This is a genomic window from Acinetobacter sp. 24-47-39 (assembly GCF_056783825.1).
Genome location: NZ_JBWYIP010000003.1, coordinates 103,207 through 126,845, shown reverse-complemented (window position 1 = coordinate 126,845; position 23,639 = coordinate 103,207). Strand labels below are relative to the sequence as shown.

Annotated in this window: 22 protein-coding genes and 1 tRNA gene; 7 read left to right on the top strand and 16 right to left on the bottom strand. The window is 38.7% G+C overall.

Going from position 1 to position 23,639, the window contains the following annotated elements; genetic code table 11:
- Nucleotides 1–66 precede the first annotated feature (66 nt).
- Nucleotides 67–1,305, top strand: coding sequence for a multifunctional CCA addition/repair protein (locus tag AC1M9C_RS04565; RefSeq protein WP_035266499.1), 1,239 nt, complete (start codon nt 67–69; stop codon nt 1,303–1,305).
- A gap of 35 nt (nt 1,306–1,340) precedes the next feature.
- Here the strand turns inward: AC1M9C_RS04565 and AC1M9C_RS04560 are convergent, their stop codons facing one another.
- From AC1M9C_RS04560 to AC1M9C_RS04520, 9 genes are all read right to left on the bottom strand, one after another.
- Nucleotides 1,341–1,967 (bottom strand): LysE family translocator, encoded by a 627-nt coding sequence (locus tag AC1M9C_RS04560; RefSeq protein WP_481586601.1) that lies wholly within the window; start codon nt 1,965–1,967, stop codon nt 1,341–1,343.
- Nucleotides 1,968–1,988: 21 nt separating this feature from the next.
- A complete protein-coding gene (locus AC1M9C_RS04555) occupies nt 1,989–3,173 on the bottom strand; it encodes a winged helix-turn-helix domain-containing protein (RefSeq protein ID WP_481586600.1) in 1,185 nt (394 codons plus the stop codon).
- Nucleotides 3,174–3,257: 84 nt separating this feature from the next.
- Nucleotides 3,258–4,238: an EF-P lysine aminoacylase EpmA gene (gene epmA / locus AC1M9C_RS04550; RefSeq protein WP_481586599.1), complete on the bottom strand. Its 981-nt coding sequence runs from the start codon at nt 4,236–4,238 to the stop codon at nt 3,258–3,260.
- Nucleotides 4,235–5,302, bottom strand: a complete 1,068-nt coding sequence (locus AC1M9C_RS04545; protein ID WP_035266492.1) for a 4-phosphoerythronate dehydrogenase — start codon at nt 5,300–5,302, stop codon at nt 4,235–4,237. The genes epmA and AC1M9C_RS04545 overlap by 4 nt, the downstream gene beginning before the upstream one ends.
- A gap of 110 nt (nt 5,303–5,412) precedes the next feature.
- Entirely contained in the window at nt 5,413–6,579 is a 1,167-nt protein-coding gene (locus tag AC1M9C_RS04540; RefSeq protein ID WP_481953277.1) for a type III PLP-dependent enzyme, read from the bottom strand.
- Between the two features lie 119 nt (nt 6,580–6,698).
- Nucleotides 6,699–6,932 (bottom strand): phosphopantetheine-binding protein, encoded by a 234-nt coding sequence (locus AC1M9C_RS04535; RefSeq protein WP_228133240.1) that lies wholly within the window; start codon nt 6,930–6,932, stop codon nt 6,699–6,701.
- Between the two features lie 2 nt (nt 6,933–6,934).
- Complete coding sequence (locus AC1M9C_RS04530; protein WP_481953276.1) at nt 6,935–7,579, bottom strand: isochorismatase family protein; 645 nt, start codon at nt 7,577–7,579, stop codon at nt 6,935–6,937.
- A 15-nt stretch (nt 7,580–7,594) separates the two neighbouring features.
- The gene (locus tag AC1M9C_RS04525; RefSeq protein WP_481953275.1) at nt 7,595–9,259 is read right to left on the bottom strand and encodes a (2,3-dihydroxybenzoyl)adenylate synthase; all 1,665 of its coding nucleotides are present in this window, start codon (nt 9,257–9,259) and stop codon (nt 7,595–7,597) included.
- A 1-nt stretch (nt 9,260) separates the two neighbouring features.
- A complete protein-coding gene (locus tag AC1M9C_RS04520; protein ID WP_481953274.1) occupies nt 9,261–10,490 on the bottom strand; it encodes an isochorismate synthase in 1,230 nt (409 codons plus the stop codon).
- Between the two features lie 159 nt (nt 10,491–10,649).
- Here AC1M9C_RS04520 and AC1M9C_RS04515 point away from each other — a divergent pair, with 159 nt between their 5' ends.
- Nucleotides 10,650–11,420, top strand: coding sequence for an SDR family oxidoreductase (locus tag AC1M9C_RS04515; RefSeq protein WP_481595609.1), 771 nt, complete (start codon nt 10,650–10,652; stop codon nt 11,418–11,420).
- Between the two features lie 36 nt (nt 11,421–11,456).
- On the opposite strand, the gene AC1M9C_RS04510 is transcribed toward AC1M9C_RS04515, so the two are convergent.
- Nucleotides 11,457–12,779 (bottom strand): condensation domain-containing protein, encoded by a 1,323-nt coding sequence (locus AC1M9C_RS04510; protein WP_481953273.1) that lies wholly within the window; start codon nt 12,777–12,779, stop codon nt 11,457–11,459.
- Between the two features lie 232 nt (nt 12,780–13,011).
- Between AC1M9C_RS04510 and AC1M9C_RS04505 the strand changes: the two genes are divergently transcribed.
- The 5 genes from AC1M9C_RS04505 to AC1M9C_RS04485 are packed head-to-tail and all read left to right on the top strand — an operon-like array spanning nt 13,012 to nt 17,651.
- Nucleotides 13,012–13,821 carry a siderophore-interacting protein gene (locus AC1M9C_RS04505; protein WP_481953272.1) on the top strand — a complete coding sequence of 270 codons (810 nt, stop codon included), beginning with the start codon at nt 13,012–13,014 and terminating at the stop codon, nt 13,819–13,821.
- Between the two features lie 37 nt (nt 13,822–13,858).
- The gene (locus AC1M9C_RS04500; RefSeq protein WP_051586552.1) at nt 13,859–14,809 is read left to right on the top strand and encodes an ABC transporter substrate-binding protein; all 951 of its coding nucleotides are present in this window, start codon (nt 13,859–13,861) and stop codon (nt 14,807–14,809) included.
- A gap of 1 nt (nt 14,810) precedes the next feature.
- Complete coding sequence (locus tag AC1M9C_RS04495) at nt 14,811–15,848, top strand: FecCD family ABC transporter permease (RefSeq protein ID WP_051586551.1); 1,038 nt, start codon at nt 14,811–14,813, stop codon at nt 15,846–15,848.
- Between the two features lies 1 nt (nt 15,849).
- Entirely contained in the window at nt 15,850–16,866 is a 1,017-nt protein-coding gene (locus tag AC1M9C_RS04490; RefSeq protein ID WP_481586597.1) for a FecCD family ABC transporter permease, read from the top strand.
- Nucleotides 16,863–17,651, top strand: coding sequence for an ABC transporter ATP-binding protein (locus tag AC1M9C_RS04485; RefSeq protein WP_051586550.1), 789 nt, complete (start codon nt 16,863–16,865; stop codon nt 17,649–17,651). The genes AC1M9C_RS04490 and AC1M9C_RS04485 overlap by 4 nt, the downstream gene beginning before the upstream one ends.
- 89 nt (nt 17,652–17,740) lie before the next feature.
- Here AC1M9C_RS04485 and AC1M9C_RS04480 read toward each other — a convergent pair whose 3' ends face one another.
- The 6 genes from AC1M9C_RS04480 to AC1M9C_RS04455 form a co-directional block, all read right to left on the bottom strand.
- Entirely contained in the window at nt 17,741–18,013 is a 273-nt protein-coding gene (locus AC1M9C_RS04480; RefSeq protein ID WP_155756966.1) for a hypothetical protein, read from the bottom strand.
- A 102-nt stretch (nt 18,014–18,115) separates the two neighbouring features.
- Nucleotides 18,116–19,123, bottom strand: a complete 1,008-nt coding sequence (locus AC1M9C_RS04475; RefSeq protein ID WP_035266523.1) for a fimbrial protein — start codon at nt 19,121–19,123, stop codon at nt 18,116–18,118.
- Nucleotides 19,120–21,633, bottom strand: a complete 2,514-nt coding sequence (locus AC1M9C_RS04470) for a fimbria/pilus outer membrane usher protein (protein WP_481953322.1) — start codon at nt 21,631–21,633, stop codon at nt 19,120–19,122. The genes AC1M9C_RS04475 and AC1M9C_RS04470 overlap by 4 nt, the downstream gene beginning before the upstream one ends.
- A 98-nt stretch (nt 21,634–21,731) precedes the next feature.
- On the bottom strand, nt 21,732–22,469 hold the full coding sequence (locus AC1M9C_RS04465) for a fimbrial biogenesis chaperone (protein WP_051586549.1): 738 nt from the start codon (nt 22,467–22,469) through the stop codon (nt 21,732–21,734).
- Nucleotides 22,470–22,542: 73 nt separating this feature from the next.
- Nucleotides 22,543–23,076 (bottom strand): fimbrial protein, encoded by a 534-nt coding sequence (locus AC1M9C_RS04460; protein WP_035266450.1) that lies wholly within the window; start codon nt 23,074–23,076, stop codon nt 22,543–22,545.
- A 414-nt stretch (nt 23,077–23,490) separates the two neighbouring features.
- Nucleotides 23,491–23,580: transfer RNA gene (locus tag AC1M9C_RS04455), tRNA-Ser, on the bottom strand.
- Nucleotides 23,581–23,639 lie beyond the last annotated feature (59 nt).

Sequence of the window (23,639 nt, the reverse complement as noted above, 5' to 3'; positions counted from 1 at the left end):
GCACGTTTTGTGACTTGAGAAAACCTTTATTCTGATGCATGATGGTGCTAAGAATAGAGGTTTTTTATGCAAGTTTATTTAGTAGGCGGCGCAGTGCGAGATCAGTTGCTCGGACACCCCTATCACGAAAAAGATTATGTCGTTGTCGGTGCAACACCAGAACAACTTTTAAACCAAGGTTTCCAACCTGTTGGTAAAGATTTTCCTGTATTTCTACATCCCGAAACTAAAGATGAATACGCCCTCGCTCGTACTGAGCGTAAATCTGGGCATGGTTATCATGGCTTTGAATTTTTTACCGATCCCTCGGTAACCCTTGAAGATGATTTAATTCGTCGTGATTTGACAATCAATGCAATGGCCATGAATGAAGATGGTGAGTTGTTCGACCCTTATCATGGTCATCAAGATTTGAATCAACGCATTTTACGTCACGTTTCTGATGCCTTTGCAGAGGATCCACTACGAGTATTGCGTGTTGCCCGTTTTGCAGCTCGCTATCATCAGTATGGTTTTAAAGTAGCTGAAGAAACCATAGCCTTAATGAAAAATTTGGCTGATTCTGGTGAATTGCAAGCACTTACGCCTGAACGTGTTTGGAAAGAAACTTCTCGTGCTTTAATGGAACGTGATGCTGATATTTACTTCGAAGTCCTTCGTCAGTGTGATGCTCTCAAAATCCTCTTTCCAGAAATCGAAGCATTATTTGGTGTACCACAACGTCCTGAATACCATCCTGAAATTGACTGTGGTATTCATACCTTGATGTCATTACAACAAGCTTGTAAAGCAGACTACTCGATGGATGTACGCTTCGCAGTATTAGTGCATGATCTGGGTAAAGCACTCACGCCTAAAGATGAGTTACCTCGCCATATCATGCATGAGGAACGTGGTGTTCAGCCCGTGACTGATTTATGTGAACGTCTTAAAGTTCCGACCCAAACCAAACAATTGGCTATTGCGGTGTGCAAAGAACATCTTAAATGCCATCAGGCGTTTACATTAAAACCAGGAACACTTTGGCGTCTATTACAACGTTTAGATGTATTACGCCGTCCTGAACGTGTTGAGGCTTTTGTACAAGCATGTGAATGTGATGCCAAAGGTCGCTTAGGTCTCGAAGACCGTGAATATCCTCAAGCAAAATATGTATTAGATGCAGTACAGATTGTTCGTTCAATTAAAGCATCTGATTTACCGCCTGAGATCAAAGGCCCTGATATTGGTGAAATGCTGATCCAAAAAAGAATTGAAGCTTTGTCAATGCACCGAGAAAAATATCAATCCATTGTAAATACATAATATTTACCTCCTGAAGCTCAGGAGGTAATCGTATTTTAAAAGAATGATTGTTGAAAATATTTAAAAGAATCAATCATTGGTTTAATGATCGAAGCCACTAATAATAGCGCCATACTGTAATTGAAGATCTTTAGATGCTGTGGCGTACGCACCAAAGTTTGTAATTTTTCTCCGAGTATTCCCCAAGCTCCCGTGCATGGAATACAGACTAACCCAAACACAACACCCAAAATGATATACCAATAAAATTCACTGCCTGCAGCTAAATAAGTCGTCACCGCGCCCATTGCCATAATCCAAGCTTTTGGATTGACCCATTGAAATAATGCAGCTTGCAAAAAAGTAATGGGTTTCGCTTGAGTTTTATCTAATTCAACTGAGCCTGATTTAGCAATCTTAATGGCTAAGTAGATTAAATAAGCAATACCGATCAACTTTAGAATTTCGTAAACCAATTGATTTTGACTCAGTAATGTACCTATCCCTAAACCAACCAAAATCACCATGACCCCAAAACCGATCGCTACACCTAAAATGTGTCCATAAGTCGCACGGAGTCCAAAGTTCACTCCTGAGGTTGCGACCATCAAATTGTTAGGTCCAGGTGTTATGGATGTCACAAATGAATATAGAACAAAGGATATAAATACACTAAAAGTCATAATAAGGTTTTCACTTAAATTTTATATTTTTAATTTTTGATAAAAATTAACTTCTAACTGGCAATGATTAAACTCTGCAAACCGCTTCAGCTCAACCATCAACAAATTTAAAAATTCTTCTTTTTGTTTAATACCTTCATGTAAATGAAAATTTAGAATTTCTAAAATACCTTCTGAACGATACGCTTTACAATCTATTGTTGCAACAAAATCTGTTCCATAGAGAATAGGTAAACTAAAATAACCATATTGACGTTTTTCTGGTTTAACGTAGCATTCTAAACTATAGTCGAACTGAAATAATTTCATTAATCGATCACGATGGATCACTAGATTATCAAAGGGAGAAAGAATTTTCACCGTGCTTTCAATATTAGGAATTTCTTCGATCCCTTTCACATCCACATAAATGAACTCACCTGAACCTAAGCTTTTTAACTCAATTAATTTTGCATCTATTTGTTCATGAATTATTCTTTGCATTGCTTTTTTAAGTTCGGCGCCAGTTTTCAAATGGATCAATTGTTTCCATGTAAATACACCCTGTGATCTTTTAACCGTCTCGTATAAGTAGCGTGCATATTCATCTATTGAAGGCTCTGTCAAATCAATGCTCGAACTTAAACAATTCTCCTTCAGCACGTAAATTTTTTCAGCACCTGAACGCTGATGCACCATTAAGTCACCTTGCATGTAGAGTTGCTCGATCGATTTTCTTACAATTCCTGAGTGCCACCATGAATGACTAGTCTTTTGATTTTTTACAATAAAATCGCGCGATCTAATTTCCCCCTCTGATTTTGCTCTCGCTAAAATCTCACGCATGAGTTTTTGATCACCACCATTAAAATACTTACTATCTCCTCGTTTCACCATATTCATTTGTCTTAACGCATAGCGGTAGTCGCGCATGGGTATATATGAAGCTGCATGAAACCAGTATTCGAAAATATGATGATTTTCGAGCAACACATTTAAATTATCTTTTTGGTAACCTTCAACACGATTCCAAAGTACATGATGATGTGCACGCTCAACCACTGAAATAGTATCAATCTGAACATAACCTAAATGATGAATAACATCTAAAATTTCTCGTGCCTTTTGTTGGAGAGTTTCATATTTTAAAGATTGACTAAAGCAATTTCCCCTCCGCCCACAATACAATGAACGGTAAATTGCCAACCTCCTAATTTGAACATCCATACGCTACCTTTTTATTATTATTCTTAGATTATCATATCCTGAATACAACATTAATGATGTATTCAGGTTGTCTTAAAAGTCAATTTATGATTTTTCAGCAGGAAATGTAATCACTTGCTCTAGTTTCATTTTCTCTGTTGCCACCATCAGTAAACGATCGATCCCCAATGCGATACCTGAGCATTCTGGCATTTTAGGCAATGCTGCTAAGAGATTTTCATCTATTGGCATAACATCTAAGCCTAATTTTTCGCGTTCAGCATTATCAGCTTCAAAACGGGAACGCAATACATCTGCATCAATCAACTCATCATAAGCATTTGCTAACTCTAAGCCCTCAATGTAAAGCTCAAAACGTGCTGCAACCAATTCCCCATCTTCATCAACTCGAGTTTTTGCAAGAGATGCAAGTTCTGGTGGAAAATCTGTTAAAAATACAGGCGTATCAAAACCTAAGCTCGGTTCCACCATATGCGAAAATAACAAGTCGATATAACCTAGACGATCATCACCCAGATCTAGATTTAACCCAACACGATTACAACAATCCTTTAATTCCTTTAATGTGGATTTAAGTGGGTTGAGATCTAAGCGATCTATAAATGCATGTTTATAACTTAAAATCGTAGGTCGCACTTCGCCAAAACGATGTGCCAAAGTGACATTGAGTAAATCTGTAACTTCAAACATTAACTCTTTGAGACTTAAATCAGGTCTATACCATTCAAGCATGGTAAATTCACTGTTATGTTTACGTCCATGTTCATCATCGCGAAAAACTTTACAGATTTGATAAATTGGCCCTACTCCTGCTGCCAACAGTCGTTTCATGGCAAATTCTGGTGAAGTTTGAAGATAGTGCTTTTTCAAATGACCATGCACATGACGGCTTGCCTCAACTGATGCCAAGTGGACATCGGTTACTCCAGCATGAGATAAAATTGGAGTTTCCACTTCCAAAACATCACGTTCTAAAAAAAATTGGCGAATCTGTTGATACATCTTCGCTCTGGCCTTCATGGCTGTAAGATCGCAAGTTGGTAGATAGCTCAGAGAGTCAGTCATGCTTGCGGCCCTCCATGAGCAGCCCATTCACGGCGTAATGGATAGGTTTTACGTAATTGATCAAATGAGGCTTGATCTACTTTCCCATCTATGAGGCATGCTCTTAAGTTCTGATCATCTCTAAAGATATCGTAGATATGGTTTAATTGAGTTTTCAGCGTGTGCTTGAGATCACTATTGTTAAAATATTGTTCACATGTAGGCAATTGGGTTTCGAACTGTTTTGAAGGCTGATGGCCGAAATGCTGACAGAAACCATCATAAATCATCTGGGTACCACGCGCTTTACCCTCAAGACTATAACCCGCAATATGAGGTGTCACCAATTGCACAAGATCCAGTAAATCTTCCGTAATGACTGGTTCATGCTCAAAGACATCTAGTACAACTTTACGACCCGTTGCTCGAATATCTGCAATCAAAGCTTGTTCTTCAATGACGGGCCCACGGGCAGAATTAATTAAAATTGTAGATGGTTTAAGCTTTTTTAAGGTCTCAGCATTAAACATATGTCGGGTTGCATGCATCCCTGAAGTGGTTAATGGCACATGGATAGAAATTGCATCTGCTTTTGAAAAAACTTCATCTAAAGTGACTTGCTGAATATTTTCTCTTTGTACAAAAGGATCAACCCCGATGACGTTCCATCCCAATAGTTTCGCCATATGTGCGAGTCGAGAACCGACATTACCCAGTCCAATAATGGCTAAAGTGAAATCTTGTTCTGCATCTAGCAAATGAGGATTTAGAGCTAATAACGCAGTAATAACATATTCAGAAACAGCTTGGGCATTACATCCTGCAGCATTTGTCCATTGGATATTTTGCTGTTCAATTGCTGGAATGTCCAAGTGATCTGTGCCGATCGTTGCACTACCCACAAAGGTTAATGCAGTATTTTGAATGAGCGCAGAATTCACTTTCGTCACAGAACGTACTAATAAGGCTTCAGCATCAACCACATCGTCATGCTTTAAGGTACGACCAGCTTTATTATAAATATCGCCAAATTCTGAAAAGAAATAATCTGTGAATGCGAGATTTTCATCTGCAACGATTTTCATGAGCCTACCCATCAAGATTTTAGCATTATGATAACGCTTCTGTGAGGGTTAGGCTATGTGGCTCGCAGCTTGAGCGACTGACTACCAACCACATAGCACCATTCCTAAAATCAATCTAAATAGAACGTTTTTAAAGGTGGATAACCATTGAATTCGACCGAAGCATAAGAGGTTGTATAAGCTCCAGTACTTAACCAATAGAGTCGATCTCCAATGCTCAAGTTTTTTGGTAACTGATAAGGCACTTTTTCATACATGATATCTGTTGAATCACAGGTCGGTCCTGCAAGCACAACACTTGAATGTTCATGTGCTGAATGCATTTTAGGTGTATATATAGGATATTTGATCATTTCACCTAAAGTTTCAATTAGTCCATTAAAGACGCCCACATCCGTGTACACCCATCGTTTATCATCATGTGCTGATTTATTGGCGATAAGAACAATCTCTGAAACAATCACACCAGCATTACCCACCAGCGATCTGCCTGGCTCCAAAAATAATATCACCTGATCATCAAAGTGTTCATCAAGATAGCGTTGAATCTCGTGCGCATAACTTTGAATACTGTCAACATCAGCTAAGTAATGTGCTGGGAAACCACCACCCAAATTGATTAATTGTAAACTGATACCGTATTGGTCTTTCAGAGTATTAAATATTTGCTTTACTATCCCTAAAGCTGAACGCCATACAGTGACATCACGTTGCTGACTACCAACATGGAATGACACGCCAAAGGGTATTAAACCCAATTGTCTAGCTTTCACCATTAAATCAACCGCCATATCTGGATGGCATCCAAATTTACGTGAAAGTGGCCAATCTGCTGTACCTCCTGACTCTACCATTGCCCTGACAAAGACTTTAGAGTTCGGTGCGAATTCGGCTATTTGGGCGAGATCTGCTTCCGCATCGGTGACAAATAAACGGATTCCTTTTTGGTAAGCATACTCAACGTCTGAAGCTTTTTTAATAGTATTACCGTATGAAATACGATCTGGATGAATTCCACATTCAAGCGCTTTGTCTAACTCATAAATTGATGCAACATCAAAACATGAGCCAAGTTGATCAAGTTTATGAATAATTTCACGACCTGGATTTGCTTTCACTGCATAATAAATATGGGCTTTTGGAAAGCTATTTTGCAACTCAATAAATTGAGTTTGTACTTGATCTAAATCAACAACTAAAAAAGGGCTTTGCTTTGTTTCGGCAAAATTTTGGATTTTTTTCCATTGTTGATCAGAATAGTATTTTTCTAATTGCATGTAAGATCCACTCAAGTTAGCGAATAATTTAACGAAAATGGCCTTTGGCTATAAGTACTTTGGCTAGGGCCGTTGATTGTGCATATATTGATTTTTAAGGTATGCACATTAGTCTTACATTAATCTCTATTCAATTTAAGACGATCACTCCATTCATTCAACGTTGGCTCCTCCACCAAATCTTGAAATTCAATTTGAAAGCCTTTTTCACGTAGCAATCCAACCAGCGTCATAAGACTGACTGAATCAAGTCCTAACATAAATAAATTATCTTCCTGCTGAATTTCATCTACAGGTAAATTCAATTGATGAGCGACCATATTTTTTAGCTCAAGCATGCTTAATTCATTCATGATCATTGCCCCTGACCTAAGTCATTAATCACAGTCTGAGTATCCATGACTTTTGCACAGCGCCCAGTCGCATATTTTAGTGCAAGATCATGTTCTTCTCGGCTAAAATCCGCCAAGGCATCACCCACCATAAATGCTTGAATATCCAACATAAATGCTTCCGCAGCTGTTAATAAGCAACCAATATGGGCATATACTCCACAAATCACTAATTGATTGCGGTTGGCTTGTTTGATTTGCTGCTCAAAATCACTTTTTTTAAATGCGCTATAGCGCCATTTTGTCAGCACAGTGTCTTCATTTTTTGGTTGAAGTGGATCAATAATTTTGGTCAATGCTGGATCAGCTGACAAACCTTTACCCCAAAAATCCGTTAATAGTTGACGATGTTCTGGCGTCTGATCTCCAGGTTGTGCGGTGTAATACACTGGAATTCCTAGTGCATGGGCCTGATCAATAAGGGCTCTACAATTTCGGATTAATGTCGGAATAGGCGCTTGGGTTTGATCATAAAAATCTAAAAAATACTGCTGAACATCATGTACCAATAGAACCGACCGTGACGCATCTAAAGTCCAATCAACTTTGTTAACTGGAAAATCTTGAGCAGATGGCATGGGGTAACTTGCAATACGTAGGATTGCCATATTTTATTTCCTTCGTTAAATCGTGTCTTCGCTGAGGCGTTTTCTGAGTTGTTTCTTGTCGATTTTGCCCAATGCCGTATAAGGCATTTCTTCAATAAATTCGATGCGATCTGGAATCTTATAGGTCGCCAGACCATAGGCTTGAACGAATTGTCTAATTTGCAGTTTGAGCCTTGTTTCTGATGCATCTTGGTTGTTAGGTCGCCATTGAATAAATGCACAACTTTTTTCTCCTAACATTGGATCTGGTTGTGCAACCAAGGCGGACAAGATGATTTGTTGGTGTTGATTTAAAACCTGTTCGACTTCTTCCGTCGCGATTTTTTCACCGCCACGATTAATTTGTTCCTTACTTCGCCCTTCAACAATAATATTGCCTTCTGGCGTTAATCGAACTAAATCACCAGTGCGATAAAATCCATCTAAGGTAAAAGCACTTCGGTTATGTTCTGAAGCCCGATAATAACCTCTAATGGTATAAGGGCCGCGAGTTAAAAGATGCCCCACCTCACCCAACGGCAGCTCGTGATCCTCCTCATCGACGATTTTAATTTCATCATCTGGACTTATACGGGAACCTTGGGTACCTATAATGACTTCTTTCGGATCATGGTAACGGGTGTAATTCACCAAGCCTTCTGCCATACCAAATACTTGTTGTAATCGGCATTGGTATTGATCAATCAACTTTTCAGCTAAAGCATCTGGCAACCTTGCCCCACCGACCTGTAAAGCCTTTAATTTCTTAAAAATATTTGTTGCGCCGTTTTGAACAGCTTCAGCCCATGTTGCTGCTAATGCAGGGACAAGAGCAACATGCGTGATATTGTGCGATTCAATGAGTGGAAATGCAGTTTGGGGAGAAGGATCTTTCGCTAAAACAAGTGTTCCACCTGCATAAAATAGACCCAATGAACCAGCCGAACTCATACTGAAATTATGTGCTACTGGAAGCACCATAAGCATACGACTTGCTGTATGAAGTTCACAAATATCTGCACTGGCACGAACACTATACAAATAGTCATCATGTGTTCTTGGTATAAGTTTCGGTGTGCCAGTACTGCCCCCTGAAAGTTGAAAAAAAGCCACATGGCGAGCCGTTATTTTGGGCTTTGATACCATATGATTTTTAAACGATGCAAGATTCGGCCAAGGATCAAAATTGCCAGCATCACCAACGACAATCACTTGCTGTAAAGTCGGACATCTGCGCTGGCACTCTTGCGCTAAGGATCTGTAATCAAAGCCTAGATGCTTATCTGCACAGATATAAAGTTTGGCATCTGTTTGCTGAATAAAATGACTTACTTCGGCATGACGGTGTGCTGGTAAACTCATCACTGGTCGCATCCCTATCCGCAAAGCTGCAAAATAAGCAATAAAAAACTCTGCTATATTTGGCATTTGAATCACAACAGCATCTGCCAGCCCATAGCCTTGTTTAGTCAAGAAGACTGCAAATTGTTCAATATTTTGATTCAGCTCTTGATAAGAATACTGGCGATCACCACAAATCAATGCCAGCTGATTGGCATATTTCTGGGCTGATTCTTGAAAAAACTCTGAAATGGTTTGACCTTTCCAATATCCCTTTTGAATGTAACGTTCTACGAATTCTTCTGGGTATGGCACGATCCCATCCCAGAGCAAAGACTCGTCATTTACATTTGCATTCATTTTATTCCCCATGATTTAAGTGCTGAGAATCTAAACCCAATGCATTTAACATCGTTTTAAATTTCACGATGGTTTCTGACAGTTCACTGGTCGGCTGTGAAGCTTCGACAATTCCTGCACCTGCATAAAGACGCGCATAATGGTCAAAGATTCGCCCACAACGTACATTCACTGCCCAAGCCCCATTCCCTCTGGCATCACACCACCCCATGGTTCCAGCAAAAAGGTTACGGTTAAAAGGCTCTAGTTCCGAAATCAGCTGGCGAGCCATGGGTGCTGGTTGTCCACAGACTGCTGGTGTTGGATGCAGAATTGAGACCACATCAAAAATATGTTGCTCTGGATCTTTCAACGTTCCCTGAATTTTGGTCGCCAAGTGCCAAACCGCCTCGGTTTTAATCAGTGAAGGTGATTTTGGGATATTCAGCGTTTTGCACAAGGGAGAGAGTTGATCTGCAATGGCTTCGATGACCACGGCGTGTTCATGTTGATCTTTTTGTGAAGCAAGCAATTTTTCAGCTTGTTGTTGATCCAGTGCTGGATCTGTATGACGTGCTAATGTTCCTGCAACTGGGTGGCTAAACAAATATTCATTTTGCTTCGCAACGAGAAGCTCTGGACTTGCCCCCATAAACCAACCAGATTGTTTTGGGTTTTGGGCCAACGCAAATGTGTAGCCATCAGGATTAGAGGCCAACAACTGGTAAAATAAATCAATAATATTAATTTTGTGTTGGGTTTTAAGATCAATTGCCCGAGCCAATACTGCTTTTTCTAGCGGTGATGACTTCATCAATTCAACCAATTTAACGACACCAGCAATGTATTCCTCTTGTGCTGGGATGAGAGTCGCTTGCACTTGATCATCAAGAGAAGACTGAGCCGATTGATCAATGCGCTCATTTACAAATGTGTTTTTTGCTTCCGCAATCGAGATTTCTGGTAAATCTCGATGATCAAAAGGCAAGCTCCCGACCAAAATAAGATCTTTATTCGCTGTTAATTCGATTTTTTTTTGTAGTGCAGATTTTGCTTGTTCGAGCCACTGTGCTTGCTGCTGATTAAAATTTAAATGAGAAGATCGATCAAATTCGATATGTTCAACTAACTTTTTACTTGAAATGGTCCCCGTTGGCGTTGCGAACACGAAGCCAGGTTGATCTTCCTCAATTAACTCTTCCTTTTTTATGCCTATCATATTTTGAAAAACTGACGGTTCTATTGGCAACATATTTGTTCTCACGATTATCTGTTCGCACTGCGTGCATCAAACTTTCAACATTCACAAAAGGACAACCTCTAGGAGTTGAACGCAACCAATATAATAATTATTATTCCCAATTGAAAATGATTATCGTTTCAATTTGTTAATAAATTAAAGGATACTTAAATGGGTTTATATATCGTGACGGGTGCAGCCAGAGGAATTGGTGCTGAAATTTGTCGTCAACTATTGCAGAAGGATCATCAAGTCATCGCAATTGATCGGATTGATGACATCAATCAATGGGAACTTTTTAAATTAATTCCTGAAGCATCACTCAACCATCTAGACCACATCAGCTGTGACATTCGCAAGACCAATGAGATTATTCAGCACATTGAAAATTCTATACTTTTTAAAGGCACGATCACGGGGTTAGTGAATGCTGTGGGGGTCTTAGAAATGGGATCTTTATTAAATACATCTGTTGAACAATGGCATGAAAATTTGTCGATAAATTTCATTGGCCCTGCCGAACTTAGTCGTTGGGTCGCTCACCAAATGATTCCGCAAAGAGAAGGTGCGATTGTGAGCATCAGTTCAAATGCAGCCCTCATTCCAAGAATGAATATGGGTCTGTATGCAACGACCAAAGCTACAGTGAGTCATTATTTTAAAAATCTCGCGTTGGAACTCGCGCCCCACAATATTCGCTGTAACTTAGTTTTACCTGGCTCAACCCTTACACAAATGCAAAAACAACTATGGACTGAGGATCGCCCTCCAGCAGGCATTGTCAACGGAAATCTAGAACAATTCCGAAATGGCATTCCATTACAAAAGATTGCTGAGGCTGAAGATATTGCCAATGCCGTGATGTTTTTACTTTCAGAGCAAGCACGCCAAATCACAATGCACGAATTGGTGGTTGATGGTGGAGCAACTTTAGGCGTGTAACAGCCCTATTGCCCATTCACAGCATAAGCTGCCAGACTATTCTGGCAGTGGTTTATGAATTTGAAGTTGTTCAAAAACAAGTTCTGGTTGAGCTAACCAAGTTTTCATCATCTCCATGAAATCATACCAATAAGTTTTAAGACTCGGCACATCATAGAGTTCTTTATGTCCGTCAACAGCGAGATACAATCGTTCGATACCATCAACAAACTTATTGGTAATCGCTGTATCAAAGTCTTCAATTGGGCCAGCGGATATGGTTGTTTTTGTTAACTTACACCCTTCGAAATGTTCAGGTAAAGGATAAGGAATCCAATTCACAATAGGTCCAAATAAGATATTTTCATAGGGATCAAAATCTTCTAATACAAATCGCATTTGCTCAAAATAGCTTTGCTGATGCGGTCGAATTTCGGCAAACCTTTTCGTTAATAATAAAATGATTTCTTTTAAGTTTTCCTGTCCCATAATGCCCAACCTTAATGGCAGGATATTCATGACTAAGCACGGTATACGCATAGATGAAGTACCCAACCGAGACATAAAAGGTACCCCAAAGCATTGTTGAGGATCTTTAGACTGTTTTATTAAATAACTCATCATCACTGCCATGACGATAAGAGCACTGGGCAATTTTAATTCAGTTGCTAATGCATTTAATTGTAGCTGTGTAGGCCAATCAATTACCTCTTCATAACGTGGCCCTTGTGAAAATGGTTCTTTTAATTTTCGTTTAAGTCGTTTCTTAGGAGCTTTCTCATACGAAAAATTAGCCTTCCAAAAGTCTAAATCTTTTTCAGCTTTTTCAGAGTGAAGGTAGCGCTGTTCTTCTGCAATAAACTTTTCATAATGATCGAACCCTTTAATTTTTAATTCAGTACCATTTTTGAGAGATTGATAATAATCAATAAATCGGCTAATCATCAGTCCGTAAGCGTAGCCATCTAATGCAACGTGATGCGCTTTAAAAAATAATCCATACTTTTGCTCACCTAAGTGTGCAAACACATAGTCATATAAATGACCCGATTCTAAATTAAATGCTGGTTCTACTTCTTTTTCAGCCCACGCTAAAATTTCCTCCTCATCAAGCTGAGATAAATCAACGAAGCTAGGTTTCCGTATCGTCACATCATCTACTCGATAGACGTGTTCGCCCTGAACTAAAGCTCGCCAATGAAGCGATTTAGCTTCCTTTAATGTGAGATAAACTGCTTTTTGAAAAAGCTCTCGATCTAATGGTCCCTCAATAACCAACCACTCCGCCGTATGAAAAGGATAACTGCCATGATAATGATGGCCTTTCCACATACTGTGTTGTGCACGAGTTAATAGATCATGGGATTCATTGATTTGCATAAGACAACCGCATATATTTAATTTTCATTATAAAATCAAAGCTTTACAAAATATTTTAACCTACATATTTTGTGATTACACTTTGGCACAAAAAGATTATTAAATATAATGATTATCATTTGCAAATTTAATTTGTTTGATTTAGATTAATAACCATTCAAATCTGTCGACTGACGCACGTATTACTGTATCGACGATCTTCACTCCATTGATAAGTACAGAAGATTAAATAATGACGACACAATCTCCTCCTCTAGCTCGACATATTTCTGTCCATTCAACAGAACAAATTTCCACTCATTTACAGCGTATTAAGTTTAAAAGTGAAGATTTCACAGGTTATGCAAAATGTGATAGTGGTGCGCACATCAAATTGTTTTTTCCGAACCCTGATCAACAAGCCCCTGACCTCCCGTTTCGAAATTCTTTAGGCAAAATTACGTGGCCAAATGGAAAGAAACCAATTACACGGACATATACTGTTCGAGATTTCGATGAAGAACAGCAACTTTTAGTCATCGATTTTGTAAGACATGAAGATTTTGGTATAGCGGCTGATTGGGCAAAGCATGCGAGTCCAGGTGATCTGTTAGGTCTAGCCGGTCCAGGAGGACCAGCACGTTTTAAAATCGATGCAGAATATTGGATTTTTGTTGGAGATCTTTCAGCAATTCCGATGATCGCTGCCTCTCTTGAACAATTACCAAAAGACGCTCATGGTGAAGTTTGGATCGAGATCGAAGATGATTCAGACCAAATACATCTGAATAAGCCTGAACACATTAAGGTTCATTGGTGCAAAGGCCCTCATGAATTGAATAATAACATCCGTGATTCTTTGCAAAACTTAGACTGGAAAAATAAAGATATTTCAGTATCACTGGCGGGTGAAAATTCAACGGTGGTTGAACTTCGTAAAATACTAAGACAAAACTTCCAGCTACCCAAAAGTAATTTATATGCTGTGCCTTATTGGAAGCAAGGTCACAACGAAGAGGCTTATCATGAGGAACGCCATCAAGTAATGGATGCCATTGAATAAGTGAATAGAATTATTTTAATGAAATATGTAGAAAGATATGAAATATAAAATTGCAATTATGTTGAGTGCTATCACTCTCTTTACAGCATGCTCTCAGTCGAATGAACCTTCTTCACGAGACAGTAAAGCAACGGCTGAATCTCAAATAAATACGACACGACAAATTGAAGATGCTTTAGGTCGTCAAGTTACGATTCCTGTTCAGCCACAACGTGTTGTGGTTTTAAGTGAACTTGATTTGGATAGTGCTATTGCGCTTGGAATAAAACCTATAGGCAGTAGTTATGTTCGAGGTCAAAGTAATTTTCCAGATTACCTCAAAAATGAAACACAACAGATCGCCTCCGTCGGTAACTTTGGACAACCGAGCATGGAACAAATTCTTACGTTACAACCTGACTTAATTATTGCTGGAAGCATGATTGATACACAAATGATTAATCAATTGCAGCAAATTGCACCCACTGCAGTCAGTTTTGCACGCGGCGAGCCATGGAAAGACAGTTTCAAAAAGGTAGCTCATTTATTAAATAAAGAACAACAAGCCCAAAAAGCTCTAGAAGCGTACGATCAATATGCGCAAGAAGCTCAACAGAAATTACATGCTCAACAAGGTCAATCAGTCAGTGTCATTCGTTGGACAGCCAATGGACCTGTGTATATGTTAAATGATTCATTTGCGAGCCAAGTTTTAAAAGATATTGGCTTAACACGACCTCAACATCAGCAACAACCAGGTGCAAGCCATACCCCTCCAATCAGTCGAGAACGTTTTGATCAAATTGATGCAGACTGGCTCATCATTGGCAGTCATCTAAACGCGGAAAAGCAACTGGCAGAACTAGAAAAATTACCAGAATTCCAACGTCTTAATGCTGCAAAAAACAAGCATTATTTCGTGGTTGATGCATCTATGTGGACTGGCATAGGTGGACCACATGCTGCTCGACATGCCATTGATGATGTATTGAAGCATCTCCATAATTAACATGCTGACGAATGCTACAACTGTACTTGACCGATTCCCGCTGATGGGAATCGTGCTTAGCTTGATTATTTTATGTTGCACTGTTTTATCGATCGCTTACGGCGCTGGTCAGCCCTACTTTACAGACAGTTTGCAACTTATTCTTCAGGCACTCAGTCAATGGTCCTTAGAACCAATTACTCCCCTATTGGAAATTAGAATACCACGCACTATTGCGGCGGTGAGTGTCGGATTAGCTTTAGCGATCTCAGGCGTCATCCTTCAGAACTTGCTTAAAAACCCTTTGGCTGATAGTGGATTAATCGGAATTAATAGTGGTGCATCTCTTGCCATTGTTTTGGCCATTGTTCTTCAAATGGATACCTTCGGACTATTTTTTTGGGCGGTGATTGGGGCTTTAGTGAGTGCATTATTGGTCTTTGCCATCAGCCCTCGTCAAATGACAGATCAAAGCTCACTTACACGTTTAGTCTTAGCTGGACTGGCAATCACCAGTACATTCCAAGGTTTTATGGCTGCCATTCTTCTGAGTTTCCAAAATGGCTTAGACGACTATCGTTTTTGGGTTTTAGGTTCGCTCAATCGCGTTGATATTCAATATCTCAGTCTTGCACTGATTTTAATGGCGATCGGACTCATCATCGCTATATTGGTGATACGCCCTCTAGGTCTTAGCTTAGTTGGTGATCAACTGGCGAATAGCTTAGGCTTAAATACGAAACTACTTGATGCATTCTGCATTTTAGCTGTGGTTTTATTAACTGGAAGTGCCGTTGCATTAACAGGACCAATTGCCTTTTTAGGCTTGATTGCACCTTACTTTGCACGAGCTATTGGTGCTCAGAGTATTCAGAAACAGCTCATCTATAGTGGACTATTTGGCATGTTGTTGTTGCTGATGGCGGATATCATTGCACGTGCAGTCGTGCAACCTTTCGAAGCCCCTGTCAGTATTCTTTTAGCCTTATTAGGTGCACCTATTTTGATATGGATGGTGCGTCAAAATAACTTACAAAATATCATTCAGGCGGAGAAATAATATGTCTTCTCTGTTGAGTCGTTTAAAACAAAAATCAATGATAAAGGCTTGGATAATCATTGCGATTCTACTGATATCACTTAGTTTATTTAGCCTGATGTACGGTGAAATCACATTAAATTTGAATACGCTATGGAATGTATTTACAGGCAATGCGTCAGCTGCACATCAACTTCTCGTTGAAAAGATTAGATTACCACGACTTTTGGCAGCCTTATTGATTGGCGCTGCACTCGCCTTATCTGGTCTCATTCTTCAAATTATCACCAAAAATCCTCTTGCGAGCCCAGATGTTTTTGGTATCAGTGACAGTGCAGTGCTTGCTTTGGCATTCACCATTCTCCTCTCAAGTTCTAGTATGTTAGGTCAATGGTGGCAAGCATTAATGGGTGCGATCTTCTGTGTTTTTTTTATTTTAATTGCTTCAGGCGGCGTAGGAACACAGGGGTATCGTATTTTGGTCATCGGGGTCGGAATTGCAACACTCATGAAAGCCAGTTTTGACCTTATCCTTGCGACACTGCCAGTAATGCACACCAGTAATATTTTAATTTTTAGTAGTGGTAGTTTGATTGGTCGAAGCTACAGCATCTTGCTACCAACTTCGATTTTTATCATGCTGCTTGTCAGTATTATTGTGCTGTGGCGGCGACTATTTAGTGCAATGGTTCTCCCTGATTCTGTCATTGATAGTCTAGGAGAACCCTTATCTAAAATTAGACTGATGCTCATTATTATTGCTGCGTTTCTCGCTGGGACCGCTGTCAGTATTGCGGGCCCCATTGGATTCGTGGCTATTGCTGCACCAATCATCGCATTTAAATCATTTCCTCATCATTTATTTCCGATTTTCCCAACCATGTGTATTGGTGCATTAATGGTTTTATGTGCCGATTTACTTGGAAAAAATTTGCTTGCCCCTGTCGAAATTCCCGCAGGCATTATTAGCGGCATGGTTGGTGGTCCACTGTTGTTGTGGTTGTTATATCGTCATTCTAGAAGTATGAGTCGTACATGAGTTTAATCATCAATCAATTAAGTGCTGGATATAATCATCATCAAGTTTTGAAGGGTATCAATGCTGAATTTCAGCAGGGTCAAGTCATCGTCCTCATTGGTCCAAATGGCTGTGGAAAATCGACCTTGTTAAAATGTATTGCTCAAATTCATCCATATGATCAAGGCCAAGTCATTTGGGAAAAAAATCAACTGAATTTACTCAGTAAAAAGTTGCTCGCTAAGCAACTTGCATTACTTCCACAGCATGTAACTGCACCCAACGGCATGACAGTTGAGCAGTTAGTACGCTTCGGTCGTTTTCCACATCAAGGTTGGTTTAAACGACTGAACATCGAAGACCAAAAAGCGATTGATGATGCCTTGTCTGCGACCCATTTAAGCGAATTAAAAAATCAAAATTTAAGCAATCTATCAGGAGGTCAACGTCAACGTGCATGGATCGCAATGGTCCTCGCACAACAGACCCCTTTAATTCTTTTAGATGAACCAATTAGTATGCTCGATATCGGTCATCAAGCCGATATTTTAAATTTAGTCCGCTCTCTAGCTTCACAAGGTAAAACCATAGTGATGGTTCTACATGAATTAGCCACTGCTGCACGCTGTGCCGATTTTCTAGTTGCCATGAAAGATGGTCAAATCATTGCACAAGGTAAATCAGAAGATGTTTTAACAAAGCAATTAGTTCATCAACTTTATAACTTAGATGCCGAAGTCAGAATAGTTGAAGATGATCAATCCAAGAAAAGGTTACTGGTCATCCCAAATAAGTTTGGTGATTAATCCTCAATACCAACTTAATCCATCTTCATTGATGACAACGTAGATTTCTTATGGAAGAGCATTATTCCATTGCAAGCTTTTGAGTTTAATTAGTGGTAATAAACTGAAATCATTTTCTTATCTTGCCCATTTACATTGCTTACTTGAACCACATAATGATCTAAACTTAAACGATCCTCTTGAGTCACTTGATGATCTTTTAACTGCTGAGTGATTTCATGTAATTCAATACAATATTTTTCTAAAGAACTTTCAGAACAGCTATAGTTTTCAATGACTGAACCTTGAAATTCAATATTTTGAGCATGCACGACATGCACCGAAATGACCATATTTAGAATAAGTATAAATAATGATCGCATTGCCTTTCCCCAATAAAGCATACGATCTTTAAATTTACATAAAAATATAGTTAAAACAATATTATAAATTAAATATTTTTTATTAATGTGAACTACATATCATTATTGGTATTGGATTGTGACCGTTGCCTGACCTCTCACACGACCAGGTTCTACTTGGTTTTCAACTTGGATATAGCGTGCTTTCAATGGCAAGTTATATTGAACCGTTTGATTCGAGCTCACGGTGCCAAGTTGTATTTGCTCACCTTGAGTAATAACTTTATTTTGATTTTGATAATTGGAAATTAATTGTGTATTTACACCTTTGGCTCTGACATTTGACGCTGCATCATTTACGATTGAATTATTTCCATTTGAAGTGTAATCAAAGCTTAGGCTAATTCGGTTTGTTTCTGTCACACTCGTCGGATTATCTCCACCATTACATAATATATTCATATCAAATGCCTGCTCACCCGCTGTAGATCCTATACCTTTAAAATCGGATTTATTTACTGTAGGTAAATTCACCGTTTTATTGATATTTCCTTGGATCTCACATGAACTTGAAGCAATCGTAATCGCATTACCATATACTGTGCTGGTTAAAAAAGCTTGCTGAGGATAGCCCTCTACATAATAAGTACTATAACGTCCCGGTGCTATTACACCTGAACCCGAATTTACTGCAGTTTTGATAATTTCGACAACAAAAAAACCATTATCTAAGTTATAAGTTGTATTAGCCGTTAACCTACGAGAGTATGGATAATAACCTGAAAAATTTTGATTATTTGCGGCTTCACGATAAAGCCTAATCCCAATACCTGGAATATTGGTTTCATAAACTGAATCCCCAGCGGGACTCAACTGACCATTTTGAATCAGTCTTGCATTAATATTTACAGGATTTCGATCACACCGAATACTTGAACCATTCGGTGAAATTGGAAACGTTTTTTTGGTTAAAACTCGGCCTACTGGATCAGATGGTCTGACTACGACTCTGCCAACAGCCATGCTAATATCAACTGTTCTAAAGTTAGCTTGAGGTGTACAAGCTGCTTGAACAGAAGTTATGGCAAAACCTGAGAGTACAACAGCACCTATTAAAATCTTAGTTTTCATTGACATAGTGCCTCTGTCGTAATCATATTTTCAGACTGATGCGCAGTGACATCATATTGGATTTGGCAACGATCATCTGGCTCATCACCCCAAACGATGTTTAAAGTATCTTTGAGTGCTGCGGTTCTGACATAAACCAAACCACCTTGAGCAACTAAACCAATGCTTTCTTGATTAGAATTGAATACTTCTGCTGCAAATGGTAAAGATTGTCCATCTTTTAGCGCACTTTTGATATAAATTGCCTTCCCTGATTTAGTCGCAAAATTCACTTTCGTTATCGCGCCTGAATAAGGTGCAATTCTTTGACTTGTTTCCATTAATTCTACATCTGTCGACATCTCTTCAGGGTTCAAGCTAATGTCATTCAGACGATATGGTGTGACATAAGGAATAATCGCATAACCAGATTTATTAATTTCTAAACCTGTCGAATTATTTACTTTTGCACCTGAGGCTTCAGGGGCATAGACTAAGACCATCGTTTGCCCCTGATCTGGTCCAAAATGTACGCCATCACGGTGTACAACCACATTGCCTCGGGCTGTGACTAACATTTGTTGATATTGATCCGCCAAACTATAAGACGCACCAAGAGTTGAATAATTTGTTCGATATTGTACGTTAGTGTTAAAACTTGGATTATTGCCATAATCCGCGGAAGTCGAAAATCCGTAATTGAATTTTTCGCCCACTGTACCACTCGCACCTACATTAATACGATCTTGCGTGGTAATTGAACTTAGATTTAAAGCACTCTTTTTAAATGTGAGCGGCAAAGAAAGCGTCAGCATATACTCCGTATCGCTGCTACGCATATTCGTATTATTATTTTCTAATTCTCGTTTAATGGCAGATAAACCATACGTCAGCAAATTATAAGTATTACTGTAGCCAACTTGATATTGTTTAGACTTTTGGTTGGTGTTCCAATAATCACTCCAAGAACCTGTAGCATAGAAATTGCCTAGATTATTTGGTAATCCTTGGTTTAACGTGATGGTAAACTCACTTCTCTGCTTACCAACATGACCTGAGCTTACCCCCTTTTCATCCAGATCTTGGATTAAAAAGGCATCTCGTAGTTTCAAAAAGTTTTCAGTTGAATAACGATAAGCAGCCAAAGTTAAATTCGTATTCGTCGGGCTAATTAACTTGCTGTAACTCAAACGATAACTTTGTCCAGTTTGATCTTTTCTTCGATCAAACTTAGCTTCAGATTGCGTGATATCAATTGCAATCGCACCAATTGGTGTCGCAAAAGCTGTACCGACTAAATATGCCTGATAATTTTCAGAAAATTGTAGCCCTGTATAGGCTGTAATATAGTTATTGATCCCATGTTGATATTTTGCCTGACCAACCCATGGATCTAAATCAATATCCTTATCTCTAAACTCACCTATCGTAAATGAATAACGATTCATACCAGGTCTTAGCATTTGTACAACTGATGCATAAGGTACAGAAAAGCGCTGAATTTGACCGTCAGATTCAATGACTGAAACTTCTAATTCACCACCAAAGCCAGTGGGATAAAGATCTTTAATTTCAAAACTACCCGGTGCAACTGTAGTTTGATAAATAATTTGACCTTGTTGTTTAATTTCGATTTTAGCATTCGTACGAGCATTACCACGAATTCGGGGCGCATAACCCGTCATGCTATTGGGTAACATCCGTTCATCACTTGTGAAATCTAGACCGCGATAACCTACAGAATCTAATAATTCACCATTGGTAAAATAATCACCGAGTGTCAACATACCTCGATATTGGGGAAATGCACGTTGTACATAAGTCGTGACTGCATCGTAACTACTTTTATTACGCCCCTGATCTTCGTGATCAGACCATTTCCATTGACCATTATGACGGAGTTGCCACCCACCTAAATTTGCACCAGTTGCCAAAGACATGAAGGCATTGTTAATTTCAGGATTGGTTTCAGAGTAATTTTTTGTTTTATAACCTGAGGCACTGTATGAAATAAATCCAGCATTAATCCCTCGATCCCAAGCACTTGGGTCGATGTAGCCCTGAGCATTTTGTTGCATCGCAATTTGAGGGATAGAAATATCTAGTCTTAAACGAGCAGAATCAAACTCATAAAATGCATTTTCCACCCAATTTTCAATACGCTGACAAGATGTCGAAGTAGAATTAGATGGCTCAAATTTTAAAATCTCTTTTTTGACACCAAACTGCATTAATGTTTTTGCATCAAAACACGTATAAGCATTTGCTGATTTATTATTTAATTCATTCTTGAATACAACTCGATGCTTACGATACCAGTTACCATTTACGTAAACATCAACATTATATTCACCTGGCAAAATAGGATTTCCAAATTTAAACCTATCTGTATTAATTGATTGTGCGTTTTCACCAATCAAAAAAGATGAGTCAAATTCCACACCATCCGCTGATGATTCGTTTGAAATCTCTTCACCATGTGCTGGCGTTAAATAAGTAAATCCGAACGTAATAGCCCCCAAAACAATCATAATTGTAGGAAGTTTTTTTTCATCATCTTGTTTTTGGTTACGGATCAGCATATTTTTGCCTACCTATTAATATTTAATAGGAATATTGATTCATTAATTTAGGGATTTAATTTCAAATCTGTCTGAATACGCCCACCAAAATCATTAATCGTTGTAAAACTCAACTTACTATGAGTGATAGCTGACTTTAGATTTATATTTTCACTTGATTTGGGGCTCACCATGATCCCTTCTTTCATCAAATCCACCAATTTCCCATTAGTTTGTTGACTTAATATCGATGTGATTGTGACGTGATAAGCCGTTGGATTAATCACTTGGAGTTGATTACCTACTTGCTTCCATTGTAATTTTGCTGGAGCTTCTGCAACCTTATCTTTCAAATTTGTTGGTCGATAAAATAATTTAATTCTTGAGCGTATTGCCAGTTGTAAAAAGTTATCTGGTTCCGTGCTTTGAGCATTGGCTTTAGGTTTAGGCGGAATATCTAAAACATTCAACCAAAACACAGTTTCTTGTTCACCACTTAATGATTTTGCATTTGGCAAAGCCGTGATTCGAAGCGATTGACTCTTGGTGGGATCAACACGCGAGATTGGCGGTGTAATAATGAATGGAGCTTTAGATTGTTCAGGCTTACTCTTTGGATCACCCTCATCAATCCATGCTTGTACCAATGATGGTTTATCACCATTGTTACTGACCTGTAGTGTGATTTCTCTTGCATCTGCTGGGTATATTGCTCTTGTTCCATGAATAATGATTTCAGCATGAGCAAAACTTGTCGAAGCCAATAGTCCCAACATCATTGTTATATTTTTAAATGAACCTAGCATGCAATTGATCTCTACTTAATACATTTGATTAGAGCCAAGTTAATCAATAACTTAACTCTATTTTCAAAACAAATTATTGATAAATAATCGTGTATTGAACTGAAGTAGTTACAGGACCTGCTGTAGAAGCACCAGTCGCATAGTATTCTGCATAGTAGTCAAGTGCAGCAGTTCCACCATCGACAACATCAACCCACTGAGAGTTAGTTTGCGCACCATTCGCACCAGCCTGCTGAACTAAAATAGGTTGGTTGTTGCTTCCTAACAATTGAACTTGTACGTTTTTAGCACCATTAGCATCTTGGTTATTTAAACGACCAGTGTTGAAATCGACCGTTGCACCAGGTTCGAAATAAGTTGCGACTTTACCTTCTGAACAATCACTTAGATTGATCGTGAACGGTGTACGACCAGCGACTTCACCAGCTGTAGCGAGCGTTTGTTTTGAAACTGTAGGTAGAGTCACAGTAAAGTTTTTGCCTTGTGGCGTTACAATGTCACAAGTCTTATCTGTAACTAAACCGTTGATTGTAATTGTTCCATCAGCTGCATTTGCTTGTGCAATCGTAGCTAATAAAACTGCTGAAAATAATGCGATTTTTTTCATTAGTCTTACTCTAATTCGGGGAATGGTGGGATGTTTAAAAAATGTCGATTGATATGCAAAAAATTGCAAAAGCATGGTATTACATTACAAAATAAGTGTAAATAAAGTCACATTTTGCCATTTTCATTAAAACCATTTCACATTTGTAAATTTATCTTTAACTCTTTATTTATTATTAATTAATTATTCATGTATTTTTTTGTAACTATGAATTTTGAAAAATTTAGCTAAATTACTCTATAAAATTAATAATTTTTAAAATATTTATATATATTAAAGCGATATTATGAAATTTTTGATTTAGACAAATTCTGTCATGATCCCGTCATAATTCTAAATATTCAATATGAGGCAATGAGGCAATATTATTTCGCTCATAAAAAAAGCCCTGACATCTGTCAGGGCTTTTGAATTTGGCGGAAGCGGTGAGATTCGAACTCACGGAGGACTCACACCCTCGTCGGTTTTCAAGACCGGTGCATTAAACCGCTCTGCCACGCTTCCATGTGCGCCATAATACGAAGCTTTTCATATCATGACAAGTAAAAATTACAATCAAACCA